Consider the following 22,085-nt stretch of genomic DNA (forward strand, 5'->3'; position numbering starts at 1 on the left):
ACATCATGAAAAAATTAATATACCTTTTTATCATACTTATTGCAGGCTTTACGGCTTGTAAAAAAGAGGCCGAGATCACCAAAATGGCGGTGGTATCATTCTCTTCAGAGCCCACCGCTTCGGCAAGCTCTTTAACGCTTACTAAGGCAAAGGATACTTCTTCAGTTGTCACGTTTTCCTGGCCGGCAGTTAAATACCCGGTTAAGGCGCAGTTAACTTATGCTTTACAGATAGACGTCCCTACCGATACGGTTGGTAACAACGCCTGGGCAAACGCCAAAACAGTAGTTGTAGGTAAAGATGTGCTAAGTAAATCTTACCTGGGTAAAGACCTGAATACTATCGCACTCGATATGGGTTTGCTGCCGGCTACCGAAGGTACGCTGGTGGTGAGGATCCAGTCTTACCAAGATCAGTACGCTTACACCAAGGCACTTACATTAAAGGTTACGCCTTACCAGCCGGTTGCAACTTATCCGCTGCTATACATCCCGGGTAATTACCAAGGCTGGAACCCCGGTGCTGCGCCAACTGCCGCGGCTTTAAAGCCAAAGATATATGAGGGCTATGTGTACATGCCGGTTGCTGATAACTACTACTTTAAGTTTACCAGTGCGCAGGACTGGAACCATATTAACTACGGCGATGGCGGTAACGGTTCTATTACCGAGGATGGCCTGGCAGGTGGTTTAGTATCTCCGGGGCCGGGCTATGTACAGGTATCTATCAACCTGAATACAAAAACATGGTCGGCGGTGCCAACTACCTGGTCTATTTTGGGCGATGCCTCACCTGGGGGCTGGAATACCGATACGCAGTTGAGCTACGATGTTGCCAAACAGGTATGGACCGTCACCTGCGATATGAAAAAGGACGGCTCGTTCAAGTTTAGGGCCAACAACGCTTGGGTGATAGATTTTGGCGTGAACGCTGATGGCAACCTGGCTTATGCCGATAACCCGGTATTTGGTTACGATGGCTCGGTGCAAAACATCACCGTACCGTCTGATGGTAATTATACCATCACCCTGGATCTGCACGATCCGTCAAACTACAATTTTAAATTAAAGAAAAATTAATTCATGGGGCGATGGCCATCTGTCGCCCCATTTAATTTGATATCATGAAATTCAAACCAACTCTAATGAAACTGCTGCTTTTATCGCTCGTAACCATTTTTAGTTTTTGTAAAAAGGACAGTAACAATAACGTAAAAACAGATTCGGCTTATGCGCAATATGGTACACCCTTTGCCGGTGTGCCAAACACTACTGATGCTGCCATATACCAGGTTAACCTTCGCGCGTTTAGCCAAAATCACGATTTTAAAAGCGTAACCGCCAAGCTCGATGATATCAAAGCCCTTGGTATTAATGTGGTTTATCTGATGCCCATTTACCCTGTGGGAGTGGTAAAATCGGCAGGTGGCCTGGGTTCTCCTTATTCAGTAAAAGATTATAAAGCCATTAATACCGAATTTGGTAATCTCGACGATTTGCGGGCTTTAGTTGATGCCGCGCATGCTAAAGGCATGGCTGTAATGTTGGATTGGGTGGCTAACCATACCTCGTGGGATAATGCCTGGACAGCCAACAAAAGCTGGTACAAATTGGATGACAAAGGCAACTTTATCCCGCCAACCGGTACCAACTGGAGCGATGTGATACAGCTTAATTACGGCAATAAAGATATGCGTGCCGCGATGATAGACGCGATGAAATATTGGGTGTATACCGCCAACATAGATGGGTATCGTTGCGATGCCGCAGATTTTGTACCACTTGATTTTTGGAAGGAAGCAAACGATGCCATGAAAAGTATCACCACCCATAAATTGCTGATGCTTGCCGAAGGTACCCGTGCCGATCACTTTAAGGCAGGTTTCCAGATGGTGTACGGCATGGGTTATTATTACGACCTTAAGAATAAAGTATTTGACGCATCAAACTCATTAAGTGTGCTGCAAAACACAAACACTGCCGAATATGCGCCTGCATTACCGGGTTCGCAAGTGGTGAGGTACACAACCAATCACGACGTTTACCTGAGCGACGGCAGCCCCGTAAATATTTATGGTGGTAAAGCCGGTTCTATGGCGGCGTTTTTGGTTACTGCTTACATGAAAGGTGTACCGATGATCTACAACGGTCAAGAAGTTGGCACTACGCAAAAGATAGATTTCTTTTATAACACGCCTATCGATTGGAGTACCAACCCGGACATGACCGCCGAATACAAAAGCATCCTGAATTTCCGGGCGGGCAGCGAAGCGGTTAAAACCGGCGACCTTGCACAATACAGCAGCGATAACGTGGCGGCTTTCACAAAATCAAACGATAAACAAAAAGTTTTGATAATAGCCAACATAAGAGGCAATAACGCTACGTACACCGTGCCACCCGCATTGGCAGGAGCGGGCTGGAAAAACGCTTTCACTAATGCGCCTGTAACATTAGGCAGCAGCCTGTACCTGCAGCCATACCAGCACATGGTATTAGTAAGATAAAAATTATTGGTTAATTTATATTTGGTTTAAGCCCGCGGTTTGAGATGCCGCGGGTTTTTTATTGCTTAAAAATGATGGCGCACTTGGTACAATATTATAAGTTTGCGCTTCCGTAATATTATGCAGCACGTACTTGATAACCCTATTTATAATGCCCTTTCCGGCGGTAACAATCATTTATCAGCAGGGGAAGATAATGTCCTTCACTTCCGCAGAGATGTAGCGCCATTTGCCGGCCTTAATGAATTTACTGATGAGAACTTTGGCGCTCTTCAACACCAAATTACAGATGGCGGGCCTTACGTATTTTTTAGTCCCAATGAGATCACTTTTCCTGAACCATGGGAGGTTGTAAAAGCTTTTGAAATGAAGCAAATGGTTTATGATGGACCGATGCCGGAAGTTGATTCATCAGTACAAATAACTGATCTCGGCGAAGAATACATACCCGAAATGATAGCATTAACTCAACTAACCGCGCCCGGCCCGTTCCTGCAACGCACAATAGAGTTTGGAGAGTACACCGGCATTTTTGCGGATGGTAAACTGGTTGCCATGGCCGGGCAGCGTATGCAACCACTACCTTACGTAGAGATAAGTGCTGTTTGCACCCATCCCGATCATTTGGGCAAAGGTTACGCGGGCTTGTTACTGAATGAACAGATCAGACGGATCATGGCTGTCGACAAAATTCCTTTCCTGCACGTCCTTAAAGATAACCCTGCCGTGCGGGTTTATGAGCGGGTGGGCTTTAAAAGCCGCAAACAGATATTGGGCTACGTTTGTAATATCTAAAAAATGTTATGCCCTGGAGAAACGGCGACTACCCGCCATCATGTAAAAACCTGCCCAAACCCATCCGTGATAAAGCGGTAGAGATTGCCAATACTTTGCTTATAGATAAGCACATGGAGGAGGGGCAGCCATTGCCATCGGTGTTAAAAACGCGAAGCAATGGTATAAAAATCATAAAAACGAGATGAAAGGTTGGCCTATATCCCCGAATAATCTGTAGGCACCAGCATGGTTGAGGTGATCTTGGAAACCAGCAAGGCATCGGCATACTCCGGCACGGCGCTTATCTTTTTCCATTCGGCATCGTCCACAAAACTTTTCCAATGGGCGGCTTTGTCTTCCATATTTTTGAAGGTAACCATGTAGGTAAGGTTTGGCCTGTCGTTCCCAATGATAGTTTCGCCAAAGAACACGGGTTTAAAACCAAGGCGCTTAAAAATATCTATCTCACCTTTGTCGTTAAACATTTCAATTTTCTTTTTCCCGGCTGCCTCGCTCGCGCTTTTATATTGCCTAAGCTCAAAAATACGCTGCTCTCGCGCAGGTAATTGTTTTGATGGCATGTGCTTAAAAGCCTTCATCATTGAAGTTTCCAGGTGTTCAAATGCCGGGTCACTGGCAGGTGCGTTAAGATAAGCCGCGCCGCGGGTCCAGTAATCTTTGTTGTTTTCTAAAAAATAATAAAGTCCTTCGGCATGTACGTAGGTATTAAAGGGGATGAGAACATATAATTTTGTTTGCACTTTGGGGTTAAACTCTGTAAAAACACCCACTGTTTCGTACCGCTGTTGTTTCATCAGGGGCACAAATACATTACGGTAAAAATCTTCTGTAATTTTTTGCTGGCGGTCGTCCTTAAAAGTATAAACCCTTAATTCGTAGTGTTCTAAAGAAGGTATTTTATCTTTTAAGGGTTTGGTTTGTGCCATAGCTGCTACAGGTGCAACGGCAACAGCGGCGCCGCTAATTAACGAGCCTTTTACGAACGAACGTCTTTGCATTTTATTTAGGAATTGGTGGCCTAATATAGCATTATATTACTCAAAATCCTCGTCTTCATCATCTTCCGGTTCGGGCACATAGTTGGTGATAGCCTGGCCAATGGCATCAACTTCGGGGTTGTTGTTAAATATGGGGGTTTCTGTCTCGGGGTCGAGCAATAACCAAATATTTTCGGTGTCTTTCTCAATTTTACCAAACTCGGTACCCGCCTTAAAAATGGCGTAAACGTTATCTTCCTCGGGGAAAACGGAGTAAACAACACCGCCCACCAATATATCAAATGGTTCTTTCAACTCTTCCATAGCGTAAAATAAAGGTGCAATTTACCATTTTAAAAGATGGCTTTAATTCATACCGAAAAGTTTAAATATCTATTACCTATTTAAGCGCATATTCATTTACATTTGCGCCCATAATTGCAACGGCAGGGGGTATTAAAACTTTGGCCGGTTTTTAGCAGTATATTAAGCATGAAAAGAGTTGTTATTACGGGCCTTGGCGTTTTATCTCCTGCCGGGAACGATCTGAAAAGTTTTTGGACAAACATCGTGAACGGCCGCAGCAACGCCGCTAAGACCACCCGGTTTGACGCGAGTGGTTTTAAAACACATTTTGCCGCGGAAATAAAAGATTTTTCGATGGCCGATCATCTCGACCGTAATGAAATTAAACGTAACGACCTTTACACCCAATACGCACTGGTTGCCGCTAAAGAAGCCATAGAGGATTCGGGCTTTGATCTAAACAAGATCTCGCCTTTTGATATAGGCGTTATCATGGGCTCGGCACAGGGCGGTTTCGAAACCTTTGAACAACAGGTGAGGGATTATGCAGCCAATGGCTTTCAACCACATTTCAATCCTTTTTTTATCCCTAAAACACTGGTGAATATGGCAGCAGGCCTTATTTCTATTAAATACGGATTTATGGGTATTAATTTTTCTGCGGTATCGGCATGTGCCTCATCAAATACCGCCATAATGGATGCCCTTAATTATATCCGTTGGGGTAAAGCCAAAATTATCGTTACAGGCGGGGCCGATGCGCCTATTAGCGAAGCATCAATTGGTGGGTACAACGCTTTAAAAGCATTATCAACCCGTAACGAATCTCCCGAAACCGCTTCTCGTCCGTTTGATGTGGAGCGCGATGGCTTTTTAATGGGCGAGGGCGCAGGTGTATTGGTATTTGAAGAGTATGGGCATGCGGTAGCCCGTGGCGCTAAAATCTACGCTGAAGTTGCCGGGGCCGCCATGACATCTGATGCATACCACATTACCGCCACTCATCCAGAGGGTAAAGGCGCTATCCAGGGAATGAAATACGCGCTGCATGATGCCGGGCTGAATGCAGAACAGGTAAATTATGTAAACGCCCACGCAACCTCAACACCAGTTGGCGATTTAAGCGAATCTAAAGCCATTAGCGCGGTATTTGGAGGTAACGAAAACCTTGCTGTAAGCGCCACAAAGTCGATGACAGGCCACCTCTTAGGTGCCGCCGGCGCTATCGAATCTATCATAGCAGTAAAAGCCATTACAGATGGTATTATCCCACCAACTATCAACACACAAACGATTGACCCGGAAGTTCCGTTTAACTTACATATTGTAATAAAAGAAGCTATCAACAAAAAGGTTGATGTGGCTTTAAGCAACACGTTTGGTTTTGGCGGTCACAATGGTATTGCCTTGTTTAAAAAGGTATAATTGCCTAAGTTTATACCGATGGATAACAGCCTTTTGCTTAGCAGTATTGCCAAACACGTTACGCTTGATGCGCAAGAGGAGCAAATGCTGTTATCTATACTCCACTATAAAAAAGCCAAACGCAAACAACTTGTGCTGGAGGAGGGCGACATAAGCTCTAAAATTATTTTTGTGACAAGCGGGTGCCTGCGCAGTTACGCGGTTGATAAGAACGGCACCGAGCATGTACTGCAATTTGCACCTGCCGGCTGGTGGATAACCGATATGCGTAGCTACATTACCGCCGAACCGGCCCGCCTTAATATTGATGCTATAGACGATAGCGAGTACATCTTTATCAATAAGAACGATTTTGAGGAACTGAATGTTAAAGTACCCAAATTTGAACGCTTTAACCGCATTATTGGGCAAAACGCTATAGCCACCTACCAGCACAGGCAAATAGATAACGCCATCTTCGCAGCAATGGAGCGTTACGCCAACTTTTGCCAGCTTTATCCCTCACTTATCAAAACCCTGCCTCAAAAACAGGTGGCATCCTATATTGGTGTTACACCCGAGTTTTTGAGTAAGATGCTGAATACGCAGATAGTTAAGTAGCGCATTCAACAATACAGCCATCAAACAATAGAACAATTAAGCCTTGCTCTTAATCTATATTAAGTTTTCTTCTTAACCTGCCATAAGTATTGGCCTTAACCTACATTATTGGGCCGCGTTCGAATGCAGGCTATCTTTGTTATATCAAATCGCAAGAGATATGAAAAAGAAGATCCAACACATACTTGCAGGCCGCGAGAAGCAAATAACAAAAGAAGATACGGTGAGGCAGCCGTTGCCCCACATTGATTTTAGGTTTGCTAATCCATTTGTTGTGCTACATCACATGGGGCCTAAAGAAGTTAAGCCAGGCCAGGAGTTACGGATCCATCCGCATCCGCACCGTGGCTTTGCACCCGTTACTTTTCAGTTACAGGGCGAAGGTTACCATAAAGACAGCGCGGGTAATAGCGGCACTATTAAATCCGGCGATGTGCAATGGATGTTTGCAGGCAAAGGCGTTTTACACAGCGAAGGCCCAACTGCCGAACTCCTAAAGAACGGCGGTATGCAGGAACTGATCCAGCTTTGGATAAATGTGCCCAAAGCTAATAAATGGGACCAGCCGACTTATCAATCGGCCACCAAAGCGCAGCAGCCAAACGTGTTGCAGCAGGAGGGAGTTAAATTAAGATTGGCAAGCGGTATTTACGATGGCCAGACAGGACCGATACAAAGCATCACCCCGGTAATATCAATAGTAGGAGAGATAGCACAGGGCAAGCAGGTGCAAATGATGGCCACCCCCGGTTACTGGACATTGCTTTATATAGCCAAAGGCCGTGTAAACGTAAACCAGGAAACGGTAGGGCAGTACAATTTGGTGGTATTTGAAAAGGACAACGAGGAGATCATTATCACTGCCGAAGAGGATACACAGATACTGTATCTAAGCGCCGAACCTATTGATGAGCCTGTTGCCGCTAAGGACAACTTTGTTATGAACACTGCCCAAGAAACCAACCAGGCCATTGAGGACTATAAGAGCGGTCTATTCGGCACACTCGAATTTTAAACAAAATTAAATTAAAACATAAATTTTAAACACACACACACACGCAATCATGGAAAATACAATAAACGGAATACACCACATAACTGCAATAGCAGGTAATGCTAAACGCAATTATGATTTTTATACAAAAGTTTTAGGCCAGCGCATGGTTAAAAAGACCGTGAATTTTGATGACCCCGAAACTTACCACTTATACTACGGCGATAAACAAGGTACGCCGGGAACCATCCTTACTTTCTTCCCTTGGGAAGGCATTGGTACAGGCAGGAGAGGCCCAAGGCAGGCAACTGAAATAGGTTACTCCGTACCCCAGAGTAGCTTAGATTTTTGGCTGAAACGTTTCGAAAAATATAATGTAACCTATAACAAGGTAGCCGAAAAATTTGGCGAGCAATACCTTACCTTTTTAGATCCCGATGGCTTGAAACTGGAACTGATAGCCTCGAAAACCACTGACACCCGTTTGCCTTGGGAAACCGACGAAATAAAAGCTGACAATGCGACCAAAGGTTTCCATAATGTAACCATCACAACCAACAAAATGCAGCCAACTGCCGACATTTTAACTAATGTGTTTGGCTATAAATTATTAGAACAGCATGTTAATCGTTACCGCTTTGTAACCGATGCGGCAGATGGCGCAAATATAGTAGACCTTGTAGAAGTGCAGGGTGAAGTTGCCGGGCATGTTGCAGGTGGTTCTGTTCACCACGTAGCATTCAGGGTTAAAAATGAGGACGTGTTGATGCAATATCGCGATAAGATAGCCGCATTAGGTTTACATATTACCGATAAGATAGACCGTAACTACTTCTATTCACTATACTTCCGCGAACCAGGAGGCGTATTGTTCGAAATAGCAACCGATAACCCGGGCTTTAGTGTTGACGAACCGGTTGAGGAGTTAGGCCGAAACCTGAAACTGCCTGAACAACACGAGCGTTTACGCAGCCATTTAGAAAAATCGTTACCCAAATTAAACTAAGTAATGTACACACACAGCAAACAAATAAGCATTGGCGGCGCACCCGCCGCCAATGCAAAAGCTGCCCTTATTATGTTGCATGGCAGGGGCGCTTCGGCTATAGATATTATGCGGCTTGCCAATGAGCTTAACGCTAAAGACATGACCGTTTACGCGCCACAGGCTACTAATAATAGCTGGTACCCTTATAGTTTTTTAGCACCTGTTGAGGATAATGAACCCGCCCTAAGCTCGGCTCTTTCGTTGATTGATGAGGTAGTTGCACGGGCTTTAGCCGATGGCTTTACCGCGGATAAGATCTACTTCGCGGGGTTTTCTCAGGGGGCATGCTTAACACTCGAATATATAACCCGCAACGCCAAACAATACGGCGGCGCGGTAGCTTTTACAGGCGGACTAATTGGCGAAGAACTTGATCTCGCAAATTACAAAAGCGATTTTGCGAGTACACCGGTATTGATTACCACCGGCGATCCGGATCCGCATGTGCCGTTGAACAGGGTAAAAGAAAGTGTAAATGTACTTAAAGGAATGAATGCAAATGTGACTTTAAAAGTATATAAAGGCCGCCAGCATACCATTAGTTATAACGAAATTGCATTAGCTAATCAGCTTGTGTTTTTATGAAAAAACTGATAGATTATTTACTGGCATTATGGACATCGCGCCAGTTTAAAAAAGTAAGAAAATGAATTACGACGAAATTGAACTGGTTAATAACCAGGCCATCCATAATTTTGAATTGGTTGTAGATGGGCACCGCTCATTTATTGATTACAGGTTGAAAGACGATAAGATCTATTTGGTGCATACCGAGGTGCCCGGTGAACTGGAAGGCCGCGGAATAGCGGCCGCTCTTGTAGAGAAGGCGTTAACTTATATAGAACAAAAGGGGTTAAAATTGGTGCCTTTATGTGCCTATGTGCAATTTTTTTTAAAGCGCCATCCCGAATGGAACCGTATCGTAGTGTAATATGGCAAGCTTTAAAGTAACCCGTGTTTATGCTGATGCAGCTGGCGAAAGCCATTTTGACGAAGTGATGTACCCATTAACTGATGCAGGGCCAATTGGCTTTTTATCTCAAAACGTAGCGGTAAAGCAGGTACAGTTCAGAAAAGTGCCTGCCGGCTATAATGATCTGCATAACGCGCCGCAAAAGCAGTATGTTGTTCTGCTTGATGGTGGTGTAGAGATAGAAACGTCGACAGGAGAGAAGCGCGCATTTCTGCAAGGTGAGGTGCTGTTGATGGAAGATACCACAGGCAAAGGCCATCGTAGCAGCAACCTGGAGCAAAGGGAGAGGAGCTCGCTGTTTATCATCTTTTAAAGTAACAACACATCTATCCGGTGGGCATGTACCATATTCAACTCTACCGACCATGCGAAAACGGTAAATTGACCGTCTTGCGATGCTACAAGGGCAATGGCGTCATGCTGGTCGCTTACAAACTGGGCGGCTGCTAAATGGCGGCTGCCACCACTTTGGGCGGGGTGCATTCTAACTGCCTTACCATCAGCAACAGGTTCCGTCATGATGATCTGTCCTACAGGGGTGCTGTTTTCAGATCGGGCAGCCTTAGCGCCAAACGCCAGCAGGCCGTATTTGTCAGTTATAATTGTTGCCCCATCTACAGCGGTAAAACCACCAATCAAGTCTATCGCTTCCAATAACGATTCCTGCCACTCCAGTTTTTTTCTTTCCTTATCTGTAAGTTTTAAAAGATCGTCTATAGAACCATAGGTGGGTATCACCGGGTATTTAACCGGCTGCACTATCGATTCCTTCCACTTGCTTGTACCTGCAGGTACCATTAAAACCAGGCCACCACGTTTATGCTGCCTCATAGATGCTGCTAATTGTACCAACACATTGAACGACTCGCCCATATAGGAGGGCAATGGCATATTAGCAAGCGATTTTAGCAACTGCGGGCAATCGGCTACACCCATAGTAGCTTCGTCTAAAACTTTTATCTGGTCGCCCTGTAAAACGGCAACGTTTACAAACTTGCCAAAGCCGTCGACACGGCGGTGTTTTATTACCAGCAGGCCCGGTTCAATTACTTCTAACACAAAACAAATAGCAGGTACGCTATGGGTAGTGCCCCAAATAAACAGGTCGTCGCCCTCGGGCCAAACACCCAAATGTATGCCCGGCTGCTCAACAGCAGGGGCAAGTTTGATGAGGTTTTGGGTGGTTAGCCTAAGTTTCTCGCCAAAAATAAGCGGTTTATCAGATTGGGAAGGCTGCAGCAAGGCTAATGAAATATTGGGTGACCGTCCTTCCTCGCGCCTCATGCTTGCCCAAAACGCTATATCAATTACCGATTCGATGATGTGGGCATCGGGCGCGGAGGCCACGTTACTATCCGGTATGTTGTGTGCCGCCAACTGGTGCGTTTTAAAATGCGCCTCAATTTCGGGGGCAACCATACGGGCCGGCAGGTAGGTGGGTTCAGATAGCATCGGTATAAGCGTTTTTCAATACAATTATAGTTAATATCCGCGGGCATTAGTGTTATTATTATGTAAGTAAATGTTGTTTGAGGATGGTTTGATAAATTATTTGAGAATGAGTTACGCGCTGTTAACTAACCCGGTCTTTGCTTCGCTCGACCCCTCTCTCCACAAGTGGAAAGATTCACTTTTTTCTTTACCCTCTTTGCGCGCACTAAGTGTTGCGGGGTGAGTTGATTGTCAGGCGGATCTTCCGAACACTTGTGATCCGAACACCCACAACTGGATTGAGCTTGTTGAAAATAAAACCACGCTAATGCTTTTAGTATTTGGCCGAAATGTTTTACTTTGTAGCTATGCCGGTGTATATAGCGTCATTAAATTCGGGGAGTAACGGCAATTGCTATTACGTTGGTAACGAGCGCGAAGCTGTATTGGTTGATGCCGGTATATCCTGCCGCGAAACCGAGAAACGGATGCTGCGCCTTGGTTTATCTATGCAAAAGGTAAAGGCCATCTTTATATCACACGAACATTCTGATCATATTAAAGGACTGGCGGTACTGTCTAAAAAATACCGGCTGCCTGTTTATGTAACTGATGGCACGGTACACCATTGTGGTGATGTACCCAAAGAGCTGTGCATTAGTTTACGCTCATACGAATCTGTGAAGATCGGCAGCCTTGAGGTGATGCCATTCCCCAAACACCATGACGCTGTTGAACCCCATAGCTTTATGATAAGTAATGGCGATACCCGCATTGGGGTATTTACGGATATTGGCGCCCCCTGCGAACACCTGATCCGCCATTTCGCGCAATGCCACGCCGTTTTCCTGGAAGCCAACTACGATGAGGAAATGATGGAACAGGGCAGATACCCTTATTTCCTGAAACGCCGCATCCGTGGGGGCAAGGGCCACCTATCTAATAAGCAGGCGCTGAATATGTTCATTGAACATAAGCCGGGTTATATGAGCCATGTTTTACTGGCACATTTATCAAAAGATAATAACTGCCCCGACCTCGCCCTAAAAATGTTTACAGAACATGCCGGAGATACCTACGTTTGTGTGGCATCCCGTTACGAGGAAAGCCCCGTATTTGTGATAGACCCGCTACCATCGGCACCCCGAGAAAGCACTGTGCTTAATCAGATCACCGGTCAATTTCAATTTGCGATCGTTTAAAAGCAGGGTGTCCCACTATTTATTACACTGTCCGAGACAAGTATTTAATGTGTTGATAATCAATAATTTGTAAATTTAAAAGTTTTAACTTAACTTAAAGTGCTACTTGTTTTGAAATTGCTCAATGTATTTTTAAATCAGCTATTTATAAATTTTTAAAGGGCTGTCCCACTTTTGTAAAAACGGGACGGAATGGAACACCTTATTTTAGATGTTAGATCTGTGATTTTGGACTATGCCATTCTAACAATAATGTCCAGATCTTACACTTGCTTCTGTCTGTTATTATCTCACCCTCAAACGACCTTAAAACGCTTATCTTCGCCCATTGATATATGCTTGAGATAATTTACCAGGACGACCACTTAATTGCCATTAATAAACCACACGGGTTGTTGGTGCACCGTTCGTCTATTGCCGCCGATGCTGAGGAATTTGCACTGCAATTACTGCGCGACCAGATTGGCAGGAAAGTGAACCCTGCTCATCGTATCGACAGGAAAACAGGCGGTGTGCTGCTGTTCGCGTTTGATAAAGTTTCGGAGATTGCCATGCAGCAAGCCTTTATGGAGAACAGGGTGAAAAAGAAATACCTGGCCGTTTTACGTGGCTACACTCCCGATGCCGAAGTGATAGATTACCCGCTGCGTAAAGAGAACGGTACTTTACAGGACGCATTGACCAACTATATTACCTTGGAACGCGCCGAACTGGATGTACCTTTTGGTAGTCACCTCACATCCAGGTATTCGTTGATAGAAGCATCGCCCGAAACAGGCAGGATGCACCAGTTACGCAAACACTTCGCGCATATATTTCATCCCATTATTGGCGACCGCACACACGGCTGTAATAAGCAGAATAAACTTTTTAAGGAAAAATGGGACATGGAAACCATGCTTCTACACGCGTCGCAATTATTGTTTATGCACCCGGTAACACGTGAGGAGGTCACCATTAATGCGGCATTACAGCCTGAGTTTATACGTGTTATGCAGTTGATGGGCTGGATGGATAAGTAACAAACTATATTTATATTTGCAGTATGAGCAATAACGACATCATGAAAAAGCTTCGCGTAGCACTGCAACTGCGCGACGACCAGATCATCGAGATACTTAAACTGGCAAATTTCCGCACCACTAAAACGGAGTTGAGTGCCATCTTCCGCAGCGAAGACCACCCTAACTTTCAGCCTTGTAAAGATCAGTTACTGCGTAATTTTTTAAATGGCCTTGTGCTACACCTTCGCGGGCCAAAAGTAGAGAAAACACAAAAGCCGGAATAATTAATATCCCGGCTCTTTTTGTATCAGGCGGTATTTGCCGCTTTTAATTAATTTTTGCTGTTCTTCGCTAAACGGTTCTCGGCCTCCAAAATCCTGTACCCAGTATTTATTGTTTTCGGCAACGCCAACCTCTTTAAAGCCGGGGTTCATCAAATTTTTACAGTGGCCTTCGCTTTTAAACCAGCCGGTCATAACTTCGGGGATACTGGTTTGCCCAAATGCTATGTTCTCGCCTACAGCAAAGCTCTTCCAGCCTTTAAATACGTATCCCGCGGTAATTATCCGGGTGGTCATGGTGCGGCCGTCTTTACTTTCGTGGCTAAAGTAATTTTGCTTAGCCATATCTTTAGCGTGCCCTTTAGCAGCCTCTTCTAAATCGTCGTTCCAAACCATTGACGGGGCAGGCGGATACCATTTATTGCCGCATTTGCAACCTTTGGCGCGTGTTTCGTTTATCAGGTCTAAAAATTGTTGTTTAAACGAGGCATACCCCGCAACTTTATTTACAGAGACAAAGGAGCTGAAAGCAAAAACAGTTAAAAAGAATAGAATGCCAAAATAGTATTTCTTCATATCGCCATCTATGACACCATTAACGTAATATGGTTTAAATATATATAAACCGTACCGTTAAATAATAAAGAGCCATGCTGATATTATAACGATGCCAATTTACCTATAGTGGTAGGTTTAGCTTGCTTTTTCGCGATGATTGCCTTCTTCTTTTTGGGTGCAACCCGTTTTGAGGGTGAGTTATCAAAACTAATGATCACGGGTTTGTCAGCTTCGAGGGCTGCTTTTGCCGTTAATTCGGTGGCGCGTTTTTCGGCGGCGTTGCCTTTATCATAATCTTTTAACCTGTTATACAGGTAAGCGTAATTTTGCTGCACAAGAGCCTCCGAAGCAGGCATATTATTAGATGTTGACCATCTTAAGGCCTCGTCGAGGTCGCGCATAGCCATCTTATACTCTTTAAGCTCCATTTTTATGGCTGATAGCTTTACCAGGGAGCTAATAATATTGGGAACGTCCTTAACCTCTCGTGAGATCTTATTTGACTGTAAGGTGAACCACTTTGCCTGGCTAAATTTACGTTGTGCAATGTAAACACGTGCAAGGTCATCAAAACTGGCACGAATACCGGTAGTATCCTCATAATAACTATAATTATGCAGGGCAAGCAAGGTCCAGTGGATTGCTTCTGATTGGTAATAAGCCTTTAAGTTACGGTTAGGTTGTTTGTCGAACTGTAAATACTCGGTCGCAATCTGCCTGTATATAGCGCCCTTAAGGGTATCGTTGGTGGTAAGCTGCAATTTTTGTTTAAGGCTGTCGATGTTGTTTTTATCAACGTCGTCGGCATGTGCAGCAAATGTTGTAGCGGCTAATATAAATGTGAAAAGTAGAAAAAGTTTTTTCATCTGCTTAAATCTCAATTGTGAGATGTTATATGCTCTTCAATTTTTATGCCCGTTATTGCCGGTAAACTATTACGGGGTGTGCAAGTTACAATAAAGTACTTTAATATTACAATCAATTTGATGTACAGCCATTTATAAGAATAACAAACAGGCTTAATTATCCCGCTAAACATCAGTATTGAAATTTAGCAGTACATAAAAGTGTACATTTTAATTAAAGGAAATAGTACAGTTACTTTATTACGCTTTCGTACCTGTTAAGAAAGGCATTAAAGCCGGCAGATCTGGATCTTACCAAATTGAAGATGAGGATACCCAACGTAGCACAAGCTATACCTGCCAAAACATCGAGCACGTAATGATGGCTTGCGTATACGGCAGTAAACCAGATGCCGAACATCACAATACCAAAAAACCAGTTAACGAGGCCCAGGCGGTTCTTAATGCCGTAATAAAGCACAATTACCGGGTATGAGGAGTGCAGAGAGGGCATAGCCGCGAACACGTTTGACCCTTTAGCGTATATTGATTTAAACAGGTTAACATTATATAGTTTATCAAACCTTGCTAACCCTGCGGTATTACCTTGTGTTAACGGATGAAAATTAAACCCATGGAACTGGATGTACCATGGCGGTGCGGCAGGGTAAGCATAGTAAATAATGAATCCCAGCATATTTACCAGTACGAATGTGAGCGAAAAGTACAGGAACTGGCGCTTGTTCTTAAAAAACAGGTAGGCTGCGAATGCAAGGGGTACGGGGATCCAGCACAGGTAAAATAACCCGGCAAGGGTATCTATAATATTATTGCCCTGCAGGCGCAGGTATTCGTTTGGCGTAAGCACGCTTCCATGATAGGTGATGCCAAAAAGATCTTTTTCGGCGCCATACAGGCCTCCAACAGCAACATCATTATAATTATAGTTGGGGAAGGCCTTCATATAATCGAAAATGATCCAGTAGATTATAAAAATAGAAAAGCCTAAAATGAACTTGCGCGTAATTACCGAGGCATAAAACAGTACGTTGAATATGCAAAGCAAAACAAGTTGGTCGGATTTAAAGCCAACCAGTAAATAAGATAAAATGAGGTATGCAATTGATATACCGGTAACAATAGCTATGCTTTTTGTGTTGATCCGTATATCATCGCCAACAGCATTAGCCATTCTGCTTTTTAATGAAATCTGAATTGAATATCTTGTCCCATAGGGGAGAGCTTACGCCATAACCTTTGGTAGGGTCCTGGTAGTGGTGCAGCATGTGGTGTTGTTTAATGCGTTTCCAGAAATTGCCTTTAAAGTTAAAGTGATGTATAGCATAATGCGATATATCATAAAACAGGTAACCTAAAATAAAGCCCGGGAAAAACCCGAAAATATAGTTTGTTGGTAATAACGCGTTAAACAAAAAGTAAAAGCCTGTTGCCAGCGGTATACTTGCCGATGGGGGCATTACCAAACGTTTTGCATCGCTGGGGTAATCGTGGTGTACGCCATGGAATATAAAGTGCAAACGCAGGGCCCATTTTGCCTTTGGCACAAAGTGGAATACAAAGCGGTGCATAACATACTCGGTAAGCGTCCAAACAAACAGGCCTGCTATAAATAACCAGATATAGTTAGACACGCCTATATTCCTGTCGTAAGCGAAATAGCTGGTAACTAAAATAACCGGTACAAAAATTATGATAGGCACAAAGTAGTGCACTTTTGATAAACTTTCTAAAAAATTGCTTTTAAACATCCTCACAGATTCCTGCGAGTTCGATACAAAATTCTTTGCCATAGTAATCAGGGTTTAAAACGTTCGGTAACCACTTTTCCTGTAACGGGGTCTGTACCTTGCATTTCTACAAAAATAACATTTGGTACCCATAAAGTACCACCATCTATCTTAATAAAAATATTTTGGAGTAACATTTGTTTATTGGATACAGTTGCGAAGATATGATATTTTCCGTCGGCAGCCTTCATTAAAGTAAGCGGAAGTTTATTGTATGACATAATTCTGATATCATACTTATCATTTGCCAACGATTTAGAAGTTACGCCATACGCAAACTTGCGTTGTATATAGCTTAACTCGGCAGCCTCACCTTGCCCCTCGGCGTACCTTAACCAATATACATGTATGGGTGTGTCTTTATCCGGCTTACCTGTAGCCTTGTTAATATTTAAATCGTAAGATAATGCGTTTATATTGGGCGAGCGTTGCAAATAAAACAGCCGCAGGGGGTTTTGCGGCGGGGTAGGGTAAGTAAGCCCCTTATCATCAGTGCGTACTCTGGTAGTATCTGTTTGTTGTGTTTTGCCATGTTTTGCAGCGGCGTTATAAATCGCCATTGCAGAAACTAAAAAAAGCACTGCAGAACATTTTAAAAGAGTTTTACGCATTCTCTTCTTTTTCGTCTAATGCTTTTTTGGCATTTACCAACCTTTTAAAGGCAGTTAAATTAGTTAATACGGCAAGTACAGTAATAGGGAAAGTAAAAATGGTCATGGTTTCAAAAACGTGCCATTTAATACCTGGAATGTATAGTTTATAGTCGGCCGGTAAGTATGACGAGGCTATGCCACAAAATATGGCGAATAAGCCAATTGTTACCACACGCTCGGGGCGTTGCATAAGGCCGCCTTTGGCATCTACGCCTAAACCTTCGGCACGGGCGCGCACGTAGCTAACCATCATTGAACCTATAAGGGCTATAAACGCGAATATGGAACTTAAAAAGTAGTGATGTGCAACAAGGTAATAGCAAATGCCCAGAAACATGATCAACTCGCTGTAACGGTCTAAAACGGAATCGTACAAAGCGCCAAAAACAGATTTCATATTACCCAAACGGGCAACCTGTCCGTCGAGCATATCAAAAAGGCCGGCAAATAAAATAAGGCCGCCCGCCCAGCCAACGTAGCTCAGGTCGCCGCGGTTACCATCTTCGGCACCGATAATAAATATGGCTGCAACTCCTACGTTTAAAACAAAACCTATAGACGTAACGGCATTAGGCGTTAAGCCAATTTTGATCAGAAGCTTTACAAAAGGGTCGATAACTTTGTATATCCCCAGTTGGAGGCTTGTACGTACTGATGTTTGTGATTCCATTTGCCGGTAAAAGTATGTAAACCTAAATTAACTATTATTGATTAAAAGTCAAATTTGATTTTTACACGGATCCCCCACTTCGCAATATCGGGATGATCCAGGTAGGTAAATCTTTTAACGTAATCAACACGTACAAATTTAAAAATGTTTTCTATACCCACGCTGCCTTCAATATAAGGGGTTTTGCCAAGGCCGTAGGTTATAGGGTTGCCGTTTTCATCAACCGGGAATTGATACAGGTTTGGATGTAGCGATGGTGTATTTTGTGCGCTCAAGCCGCCCCACAAGGCCTTACCGGATAAGGTTTCGCGCCACTTCAGTTTTTTAAATAAAGGTATTTTGTTGAAAAAGTAGCCGCCAAAGTGATGATCGATAATTACACTGGCCGATTTATCGCTCACAAATTCCAAAAAGTTCATCAGGTTATACGAATCTATAACGTATGCAAAGGTTTGGTTTGCACGGTGGATGTTTAACAACGGATATGGGATTTGCCCGAAGGTTTTAGACCCCTCTAAAACCACATCAGAGAAACCAAATGGTGCCAGGTAAAAACGTTTATCGCCCCTGAATTCAATTTTATCATAACCATACTCGCCGCCCAATACATTTTTAAGGCCCCTTGTATAATCAAGCGATAGTTTCGGGTACTGGTTTATAATGGGTGTACGGAACAGCTTGCCCTGGTAATATTGTTCGTTCGGCGCATAACGTACGCCTACGTTAACCTCAGAGGTAGTCAGACTGTTAAAAGTATTGGTGCCTTGTGTATTGATGAACGGATACAAGCTGCCTGCTGGTGTTTGCATCAGCTTTCTTAAACCGACGTGGTACGAGAAATGGTTCTCGAACTCGCTTTGGTAGTCGATACGGTAAGCATCATTATAGTAGTATTTATCGTTACGGCCACGCTTAAAAGATAGCAGGAAGTTGTCTTCCTGTACAAATTGCAGCTCCTGGCCGGGTATTTTTGTATCGCGCTGAAAGCTACCGCGGATATAATGCTGCGGGAACCTGTAAATACTTTTACCGTTTAACGAGTATGTGGTGGCGAAAAAGTATTTCCACTTTTCGTCCTTAAAACCATATGCGCCATAGCTTTCAAAAAAGATCTTTTTGCTAAAATCCGCTGTTGTACGGCCACCAACACGCAGGCGTAAACCTTCTACCGGGTTAAAGCTATAGAATGTACTTGCAGGGCCTATTTCAAATTTGCCAAAGTTTTTAAAGCCTGCAAACAGCAGGTTAATTATATCAGCCGTGCGCCTGAAGGATGGCATATGCACCAGGCTATCAATGTTCTTATAAACTTTAGATTCGGCAGTGGTAAGGGTATCCAGGCGGTTCTGGGCCCAAAAGCTTTCGGGACGGTTGCGTAATTCTTCATCCTCCAGTTCTGCACGGGCCTTGTATAAAGTATCGCCATGCGGTTTATTTATCTCGAAGTTTTTGATGGTAAGCGTACGGGTACCAAAAAGCCCGCTTTTGCGCTTGGCGCTTATACCAAAATCGGCAAAGGTATTGCTTCGGCTAAGGTGGTAACGTCCATCAGGGCTTAACTCAAAATCCTGGTCAACATGCATGCTGCGCACAAAATTTACGTTGATGTTGTTGTTTATGCTTAAGCTCGCTTTTTGTACGGCATAATTACCATCAAGCGTTATATAAATATCGCCTTCAAACAAAATATCGTTGGTATTACGGGGGGTAAAGCTAAGTTGTACCAGTTTTTTACCGCTTTCAAGTGTAATGGTATCGGTTATAAAATATTTATAAAACGAAGGGGCGGTGTTAGCAATGGGGCTTAAAAATTCGCGGCCCAGCAATAAGGTGCTGTTATCGTAAATGTCAACCTTTTCGTAAAGGTGCTTAAAGTACTGGCCAACACCTTCGGTATCAAAGCCGGGCCCAAAGTCAACCGATTTTTCGCCTAATATCACATTGCGGGTAACTTCGGGATTTTTGCGGTAATATACGTTAGACAGGCGTTCTTTCAGGTATATGGGCAGCAGGGTTTTGCCGGGATAAGTTACACTGTCTTTATTCTCGAATATAAATTTATACTTACGAAAAAGCCTTTTCTCTTTAACCTTATCAGATATATTGCTAAGTGCAAACTGCATCTTATCGTACTCTTTGTACTCTACATAGTTATAAGCCTGGGGGCGGTTCTTCTCTTTATTCTCTATAACCTTGCGTATCAACGCCACAGCAGGGTTATCGTTTTGGTACTTTGTTTTCTTGGCAGACTTGATGTTTACTTCGCTCAACGCCGTAGAGGACGGGATCATCCTCACATTTATCACCTGTTCTTTACCTGGTGCAACGTTGTAGGTGGCATCCTTAAAGCCAACGTAACTTACTTTTATCTGGTTATAACTGCCGGTTGTGCGAAGAGTGTAATGGCCTGTGCTGTTTGTAACAGTACCTATATTACTGCCAACAAAAGCCACAGATACAAAAGGGAGCCCGTCGCGGTTGCCGCCATCGGTAACTTTACCGGTAACAATGGTAGTTTGCGCTTTGGCTGCAAAACCTATCAGTAAAAAAAGTATAAGAACTGGATATTTAAAGGGGTATTTAAAATTCATTAAGTTTATGAGGTTATGCAAATACAAACTTCTTTTGCAGGAAATAATTGTATGTTATCCCTACTGTAAATGATACTATTATTTTTGAGATCTTATAATCTAACTTAATATAGTGTGTAACTAAAAACACACCTAATGTGTTTAGGGCAAGGTTACCGCACCATACCAACACATATTTTATAGCCTGCTGAGGAATGGTTTTTTCTTTACGTTTTTTAAATACCCAAACGCGGCCCAGCGCAAAGTTTGTAACGCCGCCCATAATAGTACCAATAAAACTTGCGGTTACGTACCAAACAGAAAATGCCTCTTTAAGCACAATAGTGGTTAAGAAGTCAACTGCTGAAGATATAAAGGAAGAGGCTTGCGCCTTAACAAATGTTGCCATTCAGGTTTAAATAATGCGGCTAATACGTTTTAACCCCGCCGTAAGGTTATTAGTCCATCCAATTTTCAGCATCAGGTAGTAGACGTTAGGGTTCCCAATTTGTTACTATCTACGTAAAAAATACTGCAATTAGTTTAACTTAAACAACAAAGCCCTCGGGGGGAGGTTTGCGTTTTGCTACGAATATCGTTAATTTAAACCTAAAACCCGTAAAATAAAAAACTGGTTACTGCCCGTTAAGGCAATAACCAGTTACAGTATAATTTTTATTAAAATTATTGACGGCGAACATGCCGTCATAATAGTCAGGCCCAGATGCGTGAAGAATAACAAATTTATTTTATTCGTCATAATCAAGATTCTCTTTTTCAAAAGCAATCCGGTGCAACCAAAAATCAATGCCATCCCTACCGGCTCCCTGTGGGTCTATTCTAATAAACTCGGCAATGTTTTCGTGTAAAGGTGCTTTACTATTTTCAATAGTATAGGTAAGGCATTCTAACAGTTTGGTAAAAGATGAAAATAAGATTTCGCTTAAACCGTCAAGATCATCCCCGCCGTACTCATGGTCATATAATCTTATGGGAAATTCATTCTCTTCTCTTTCTTCCCGACCATCAAAAACGAAAAACCCGATATCATTATCATCTGTAGCAAAAGGATATAGCTTTCGGGCAATTAACTCCTCTGAAAGATCATTGTCCAGATTGTCAATAATTGCTTGCAGGGGCTGCGTTGGGTATGAGTTTGGTAAAGAAACAACATATCCCCCTGCATTCAAAAAAAAATATCTTTTATGCCATTCTATGAAACTTTTTGGAAATTTGACATCGAATTTTTGTTCAACTTTTTGATAATCAGCATAAGTTAATGTGCCTTTTATTGGCTTCCACTTATAATATCCCTCATGATCAATAGCTGAATCCATCATAGATGGGGGTGAAAACTGACTTATATAACCAACCCAATGCGGACCTGTTAAAAAATAAGCATTGAAATACTTATTTATTATATTGTTCATAATACC

26 protein-coding genes are annotated in these 22,085 nt (G+C 43.2%); 14 read left to right on the plus strand and 12 right to left on the minus strand.

Going from position 1 to position 22,085, the window contains the following annotated elements; all coding sequences use genetic code 11:
• Window positions 1–5 precede the first annotated feature (5 nt).
• From ACFQZI_RS07345 to ACFQZI_RS07360, 4 genes are all read left to right on the plus strand, one after another.
• On the plus strand, window positions 6–1,079 hold the full coding sequence (locus tag ACFQZI_RS07345; RefSeq protein ID WP_377140474.1) for a SusE domain-containing protein: 1,074 nt from the start codon (window positions 6–8) through the stop codon (window positions 1,077–1,079).
• 44 nt (window positions 1,080–1,123) lie between these two features.
• Window positions 1,124–2,506 carry an alpha-amylase family glycosyl hydrolase gene (locus ACFQZI_RS07350; protein WP_377140477.1) on the plus strand — a complete coding sequence of 461 codons (1,383 nt, stop codon included), beginning with the start codon at window positions 1,124–1,126 and terminating at the stop codon, window positions 2,504–2,506.
• Window positions 2,507–2,626: 120 nt separating this feature from the next.
• Window positions 2,627–3,301: a GNAT family N-acetyltransferase gene (locus ACFQZI_RS07355; RefSeq protein WP_377140480.1), complete on the plus strand. Its 675-nt coding sequence runs from the start codon at window positions 2,627–2,629 to the stop codon at window positions 3,299–3,301.
• 8 nt (window positions 3,302–3,309) lie between these two features.
• Window positions 3,310–3,489, plus strand: a complete 180-nt coding sequence (locus ACFQZI_RS07360; protein ID WP_377140483.1) for a hypothetical protein — start codon at window positions 3,310–3,312, stop codon at window positions 3,487–3,489.
• A gap of 9 nt (window positions 3,490–3,498) precedes the next feature.
• On the opposite strand, the gene ACFQZI_RS07365 is transcribed toward ACFQZI_RS07360, so the two are convergent.
• Together ACFQZI_RS07365 and ACFQZI_RS07370 are read right to left on the minus strand one after the other, a co-directional pair.
• Window positions 3,499–4,302, minus strand: a complete 804-nt coding sequence (locus ACFQZI_RS07365; RefSeq protein WP_377140485.1) for an NIPSNAP family protein — start codon at window positions 4,300–4,302, stop codon at window positions 3,499–3,501.
• Window positions 4,303–4,338: 36 nt separating this feature from the next.
• Entirely contained in the window at window positions 4,339–4,605 is a 267-nt protein-coding gene (locus tag ACFQZI_RS07370) for a hypothetical protein (protein WP_377140487.1), read from the minus strand.
• Window positions 4,606–4,773: 168 nt separating this feature from the next.
• Between ACFQZI_RS07370 and fabF the strand changes: the two genes are divergently transcribed.
• From fabF to ACFQZI_RS07405, 7 genes are all read left to right on the plus strand, one after another.
• Window positions 4,774–6,012 (plus strand): beta-ketoacyl-ACP synthase II, encoded by a 1,239-nt coding sequence (fabF, locus tag ACFQZI_RS07375; protein ID WP_377140489.1) that lies wholly within the window; start codon window positions 4,774–4,776, stop codon window positions 6,010–6,012.
• Between the two features lie 18 nt (window positions 6,013–6,030).
• On the plus strand, window positions 6,031–6,612 hold the full coding sequence (locus tag ACFQZI_RS07380) for a Crp/Fnr family transcriptional regulator (protein ID WP_377140491.1): 582 nt from the start codon (window positions 6,031–6,033) through the stop codon (window positions 6,610–6,612).
• A 160-nt stretch (window positions 6,613–6,772) separates the two neighbouring features.
• Window positions 6,773–7,627, plus strand: coding sequence for a pirin family protein (locus ACFQZI_RS07385; RefSeq protein WP_377140493.1), 855 nt, complete (start codon window positions 6,773–6,775; stop codon window positions 7,625–7,627).
• A 49-nt stretch (window positions 7,628–7,676) separates the two neighbouring features.
• A complete protein-coding gene (locus tag ACFQZI_RS07390; RefSeq protein WP_377140495.1) occupies window positions 7,677–8,612 on the plus strand; it encodes a ring-cleaving dioxygenase in 936 nt (311 codons plus the stop codon).
• Between the two features lie 3 nt (window positions 8,613–8,615).
• Window positions 8,616–9,239: an alpha/beta hydrolase gene (locus tag ACFQZI_RS07395; protein ID WP_377140497.1), complete on the plus strand. Its 624-nt coding sequence runs from the start codon at window positions 8,616–8,618 to the stop codon at window positions 9,237–9,239.
• Window positions 9,240–9,300: 61 nt separating this feature from the next.
• The gene (locus ACFQZI_RS07400) at window positions 9,301–9,585 is read left to right on the plus strand and encodes a GNAT family N-acetyltransferase (RefSeq protein WP_377140499.1); all 285 of its coding nucleotides are present in this window, start codon (window positions 9,301–9,303) and stop codon (window positions 9,583–9,585) included.
• A 1-nt stretch (window position 9,586) separates the two neighbouring features.
• A complete protein-coding gene (locus ACFQZI_RS07405; RefSeq protein ID WP_377140501.1) occupies window positions 9,587–9,940 on the plus strand; it encodes a hypothetical protein in 354 nt (117 codons plus the stop codon).
• Here ACFQZI_RS07405 and ACFQZI_RS07410 read toward each other — a convergent pair.
• Window positions 9,937–11,079 (minus strand): putative sensor domain DACNV-containing protein, encoded by a 1,143-nt coding sequence (locus tag ACFQZI_RS07410; RefSeq protein ID WP_377140503.1) that lies wholly within the window; start codon window positions 11,077–11,079, stop codon window positions 9,937–9,939. The two genes, ACFQZI_RS07405 and ACFQZI_RS07410, sit on opposite strands and share 4 nt — an antisense overlap.
• Before the next feature lie 329 nt (window positions 11,080–11,408).
• Here ACFQZI_RS07410 and ACFQZI_RS07415 point away from each other — a divergent pair, with 329 nt between their 5' ends.
• From ACFQZI_RS07415 to ACFQZI_RS07425, 3 genes are all read left to right on the plus strand, one after another.
• Window positions 11,409–12,260 carry an MBL fold metallo-hydrolase gene (locus ACFQZI_RS07415; RefSeq protein ID WP_377140505.1) on the plus strand — a complete coding sequence of 284 codons (852 nt, stop codon included), beginning with the start codon at window positions 11,409–11,411 and terminating at the stop codon, window positions 12,258–12,260.
• Between the two features lie 335 nt (window positions 12,261–12,595).
• Window positions 12,596–13,282: a pseudouridine synthase gene (locus ACFQZI_RS07420; RefSeq protein WP_377140508.1), complete on the plus strand. Its 687-nt coding sequence runs from the start codon at window positions 12,596–12,598 to the stop codon at window positions 13,280–13,282.
• A gap of 23 nt (window positions 13,283–13,305) precedes the next feature.
• Window positions 13,306–13,548, plus strand: coding sequence for a DUF1456 family protein (locus tag ACFQZI_RS07425; RefSeq protein ID WP_377140510.1), 243 nt, complete (start codon window positions 13,306–13,308; stop codon window positions 13,546–13,548).
• Here the strand turns inward: ACFQZI_RS07425 and ACFQZI_RS07430 are convergent, their stop codons facing one another.
• The 9 genes from ACFQZI_RS07430 to ACFQZI_RS07470 all read right to left on the minus strand — a co-directional run bounded on the left by ACFQZI_RS07430 (window position 13,549) and on the right by ACFQZI_RS07470 (window position 22,079).
• Window positions 13,549–14,121 carry a CAP domain-containing protein gene (locus tag ACFQZI_RS07430; protein ID WP_377140512.1) on the minus strand — a complete coding sequence of 191 codons (573 nt, stop codon included), beginning with the start codon at window positions 14,119–14,121 and terminating at the stop codon, window positions 13,549–13,551. It abuts the gene before it with no gap.
• 83 nt (window positions 14,122–14,204) lie between these two features.
• Window positions 14,205–14,969, minus strand: a complete 765-nt coding sequence (locus ACFQZI_RS07435; RefSeq protein ID WP_377140514.1) for a hypothetical protein — start codon at window positions 14,967–14,969, stop codon at window positions 14,205–14,207.
• Between the two features lie 232 nt (window positions 14,970–15,201).
• Window positions 15,202–16,140, minus strand: coding sequence for a phosphatase PAP2 family protein (locus ACFQZI_RS07440; protein ID WP_377140516.1), 939 nt, complete (start codon window positions 16,138–16,140; stop codon window positions 15,202–15,204).
• Complete coding sequence (locus ACFQZI_RS07445) at window positions 16,133–16,759, minus strand: sterol desaturase family protein (protein ID WP_377140518.1); 627 nt, start codon at window positions 16,757–16,759, stop codon at window positions 16,133–16,135. The genes ACFQZI_RS07440 and ACFQZI_RS07445 overlap by 8 nt, the downstream gene beginning before the upstream one ends.
• A gap of 5 nt (window positions 16,760–16,764) precedes the next feature.
• Entirely contained in the window at window positions 16,765–17,316 is a 552-nt protein-coding gene (locus ACFQZI_RS07450) for a DUF4833 domain-containing protein (protein WP_377140520.1), read from the minus strand.
• A 43-nt stretch (window positions 17,317–17,359) separates the two neighbouring features.
• Complete coding sequence (locus ACFQZI_RS07455; protein WP_377140523.1) at window positions 17,360–18,079, minus strand: CDP-alcohol phosphatidyltransferase family protein; 720 nt, start codon at window positions 18,077–18,079, stop codon at window positions 17,360–17,362.
• 41 nt (window positions 18,080–18,120) lie between these two features.
• Entirely contained in the window at window positions 18,121–20,670 is a 2,550-nt protein-coding gene (locus ACFQZI_RS07460) for a DUF5686 and carboxypeptidase-like regulatory domain-containing protein (RefSeq protein WP_377140526.1), read from the minus strand.
• Between the two features lie 13 nt (window positions 20,671–20,683).
• Window positions 20,684–21,058, minus strand: a complete 375-nt coding sequence (locus ACFQZI_RS07465; RefSeq protein WP_377140528.1) for a GtrA family protein — start codon at window positions 21,056–21,058, stop codon at window positions 20,684–20,686.
• Between the two features lie 340 nt (window positions 21,059–21,398).
• On the minus strand, window positions 21,399–22,079 hold the full coding sequence (locus ACFQZI_RS07470; RefSeq protein WP_377140531.1) for an SMI1/KNR4 family protein: 681 nt from the start codon (window positions 22,077–22,079) through the stop codon (window positions 21,399–21,401).
• Window positions 22,080–22,085 lie beyond the last annotated feature (6 nt).

The organism is Mucilaginibacter lutimaris, assembly GCF_042676625.1.
In the GTDB taxonomy this organism is placed as follows: domain Bacteria; phylum Bacteroidota; class Bacteroidia; order Sphingobacteriales; family Sphingobacteriaceae; genus Mucilaginibacter; species Mucilaginibacter lutimaris.

Excerpts from the sequence above, each read along its gene's own strand:
- ACFQZI_RS07370 (WP_377140487.1), bottom strand. The coding sequence starts at position 4,605 with ATGGAAGAGTTGAAAGAACCATTTGATATATTGGTGGGCGGTGTTGTT.
- ACFQZI_RS07465 (WP_377140528.1), bottom strand. The coding sequence starts at position 21,058 with ATGGCAACATTTGTTAAGGCGCAAGCCTCTTCCTTTATATCTTCAGCA.
- ACFQZI_RS07360 (WP_377140483.1), top strand. The coding sequence starts at position 3,310 with ATGCCCTGGAGAAACGGCGACTACCCGCCATCATGTAAAAACCTGCCC.
- ACFQZI_RS07365 (WP_377140485.1), bottom strand. The coding sequence starts at position 4,302 with ATGCAAAGACGTTCGTTCGTAAAAGGCTCGTTAATTAGCGGCGCCGCT.
- ACFQZI_RS07420 (WP_377140508.1), top strand. The coding sequence starts at position 12,596 with ATGCTTGAGATAATTTACCAGGACGACCACTTAATTGCCATTAATAAA.
- ACFQZI_RS07395 (WP_377140497.1), top strand. The coding sequence starts at position 8,616 with ATGTACACACACAGCAAACAAATAAGCATTGGCGGCGCACCCGCCGCC.
- ACFQZI_RS07440 (WP_377140516.1), bottom strand. The coding sequence starts at position 16,140 with ATGGCTAATGCTGTTGGCGATGATATACGGATCAACACAAAAAGCATA.
- ACFQZI_RS07345 (WP_377140474.1), top strand. The coding sequence starts at position 6 with ATGAAAAAATTAATATACCTTTTTATCATACTTATTGCAGGCTTTACG.
- ACFQZI_RS07350 (WP_377140477.1), top strand. The coding sequence starts at position 1,124 with ATGAAATTCAAACCAACTCTAATGAAACTGCTGCTTTTATCGCTCGTA.
- ACFQZI_RS07390 (WP_377140495.1), top strand. The coding sequence starts at position 7,677 with ATGGAAAATACAATAAACGGAATACACCACATAACTGCAATAGCAGGT.
- ACFQZI_RS07400 (WP_377140499.1), top strand. The coding sequence starts at position 9,301 with ATGAATTACGACGAAATTGAACTGGTTAATAACCAGGCCATCCATAAT.
- ACFQZI_RS07425 (WP_377140510.1), top strand. The coding sequence starts at position 13,306 with ATGAGCAATAACGACATCATGAAAAAGCTTCGCGTAGCACTGCAACTG.
- ACFQZI_RS07455 (WP_377140523.1), bottom strand. The coding sequence starts at position 18,079 with ATGGAATCACAAACATCAGTACGTACAAGCCTCCAACTGGGGATATAC.
- ACFQZI_RS07445 (WP_377140518.1), bottom strand. The coding sequence starts at position 16,759 with ATGGCAAAGAATTTTGTATCGAACTCGCAGGAATCTGTGAGGATGTTT.
- ACFQZI_RS07415 (WP_377140505.1), top strand. The coding sequence starts at position 11,409 with ATGTTTTACTTTGTAGCTATGCCGGTGTATATAGCGTCATTAAATTCG.
- ACFQZI_RS07460 (WP_377140526.1), bottom strand. The coding sequence starts at position 20,670 with ATGAATTTTAAATACCCCTTTAAATATCCAGTTCTTATACTTTTTTTA.
- ACFQZI_RS07410 (WP_377140503.1), bottom strand. The coding sequence starts at position 11,079 with ATGCTATCTGAACCCACCTACCTGCCGGCCCGTATGGTTGCCCCCGAA.
- ACFQZI_RS07385 (WP_377140493.1), top strand. The coding sequence starts at position 6,773 with ATGAAAAAGAAGATCCAACACATACTTGCAGGCCGCGAGAAGCAAATA.
- ACFQZI_RS07430 (WP_377140512.1), bottom strand. The coding sequence starts at position 14,121 with ATGAAGAAATACTATTTTGGCATTCTATTCTTTTTAACTGTTTTTGCT.
- ACFQZI_RS07355 (WP_377140480.1), top strand. The coding sequence starts at position 2,627 with ATGCAGCACGTACTTGATAACCCTATTTATAATGCCCTTTCCGGCGGT.
- fabF (WP_377140489.1), top strand. The coding sequence starts at position 4,774 with ATGAAAAGAGTTGTTATTACGGGCCTTGGCGTTTTATCTCCTGCCGGG.
- ACFQZI_RS07450 (WP_377140520.1), bottom strand. The coding sequence starts at position 17,316 with ATGGCGATTTATAACGCCGCTGCAAAACATGGCAAAACACAACAAACA.
- ACFQZI_RS07435 (WP_377140514.1), bottom strand. The coding sequence starts at position 14,969 with ATGAAAAAACTTTTTCTACTTTTCACATTTATATTAGCCGCTACAACA.
- ACFQZI_RS07380 (WP_377140491.1), top strand. The coding sequence starts at position 6,031 with ATGGATAACAGCCTTTTGCTTAGCAGTATTGCCAAACACGTTACGCTT.
- ACFQZI_RS07405 (WP_377140501.1), top strand. The coding sequence starts at position 9,587 with ATGGCAAGCTTTAAAGTAACCCGTGTTTATGCTGATGCAGCTGGCGAA.
- ACFQZI_RS07470 (WP_377140531.1), bottom strand. The coding sequence starts at position 22,079 with ATGAACAATATAATAAATAAGTATTTCAATGCTTATTTTTTAACAGGT.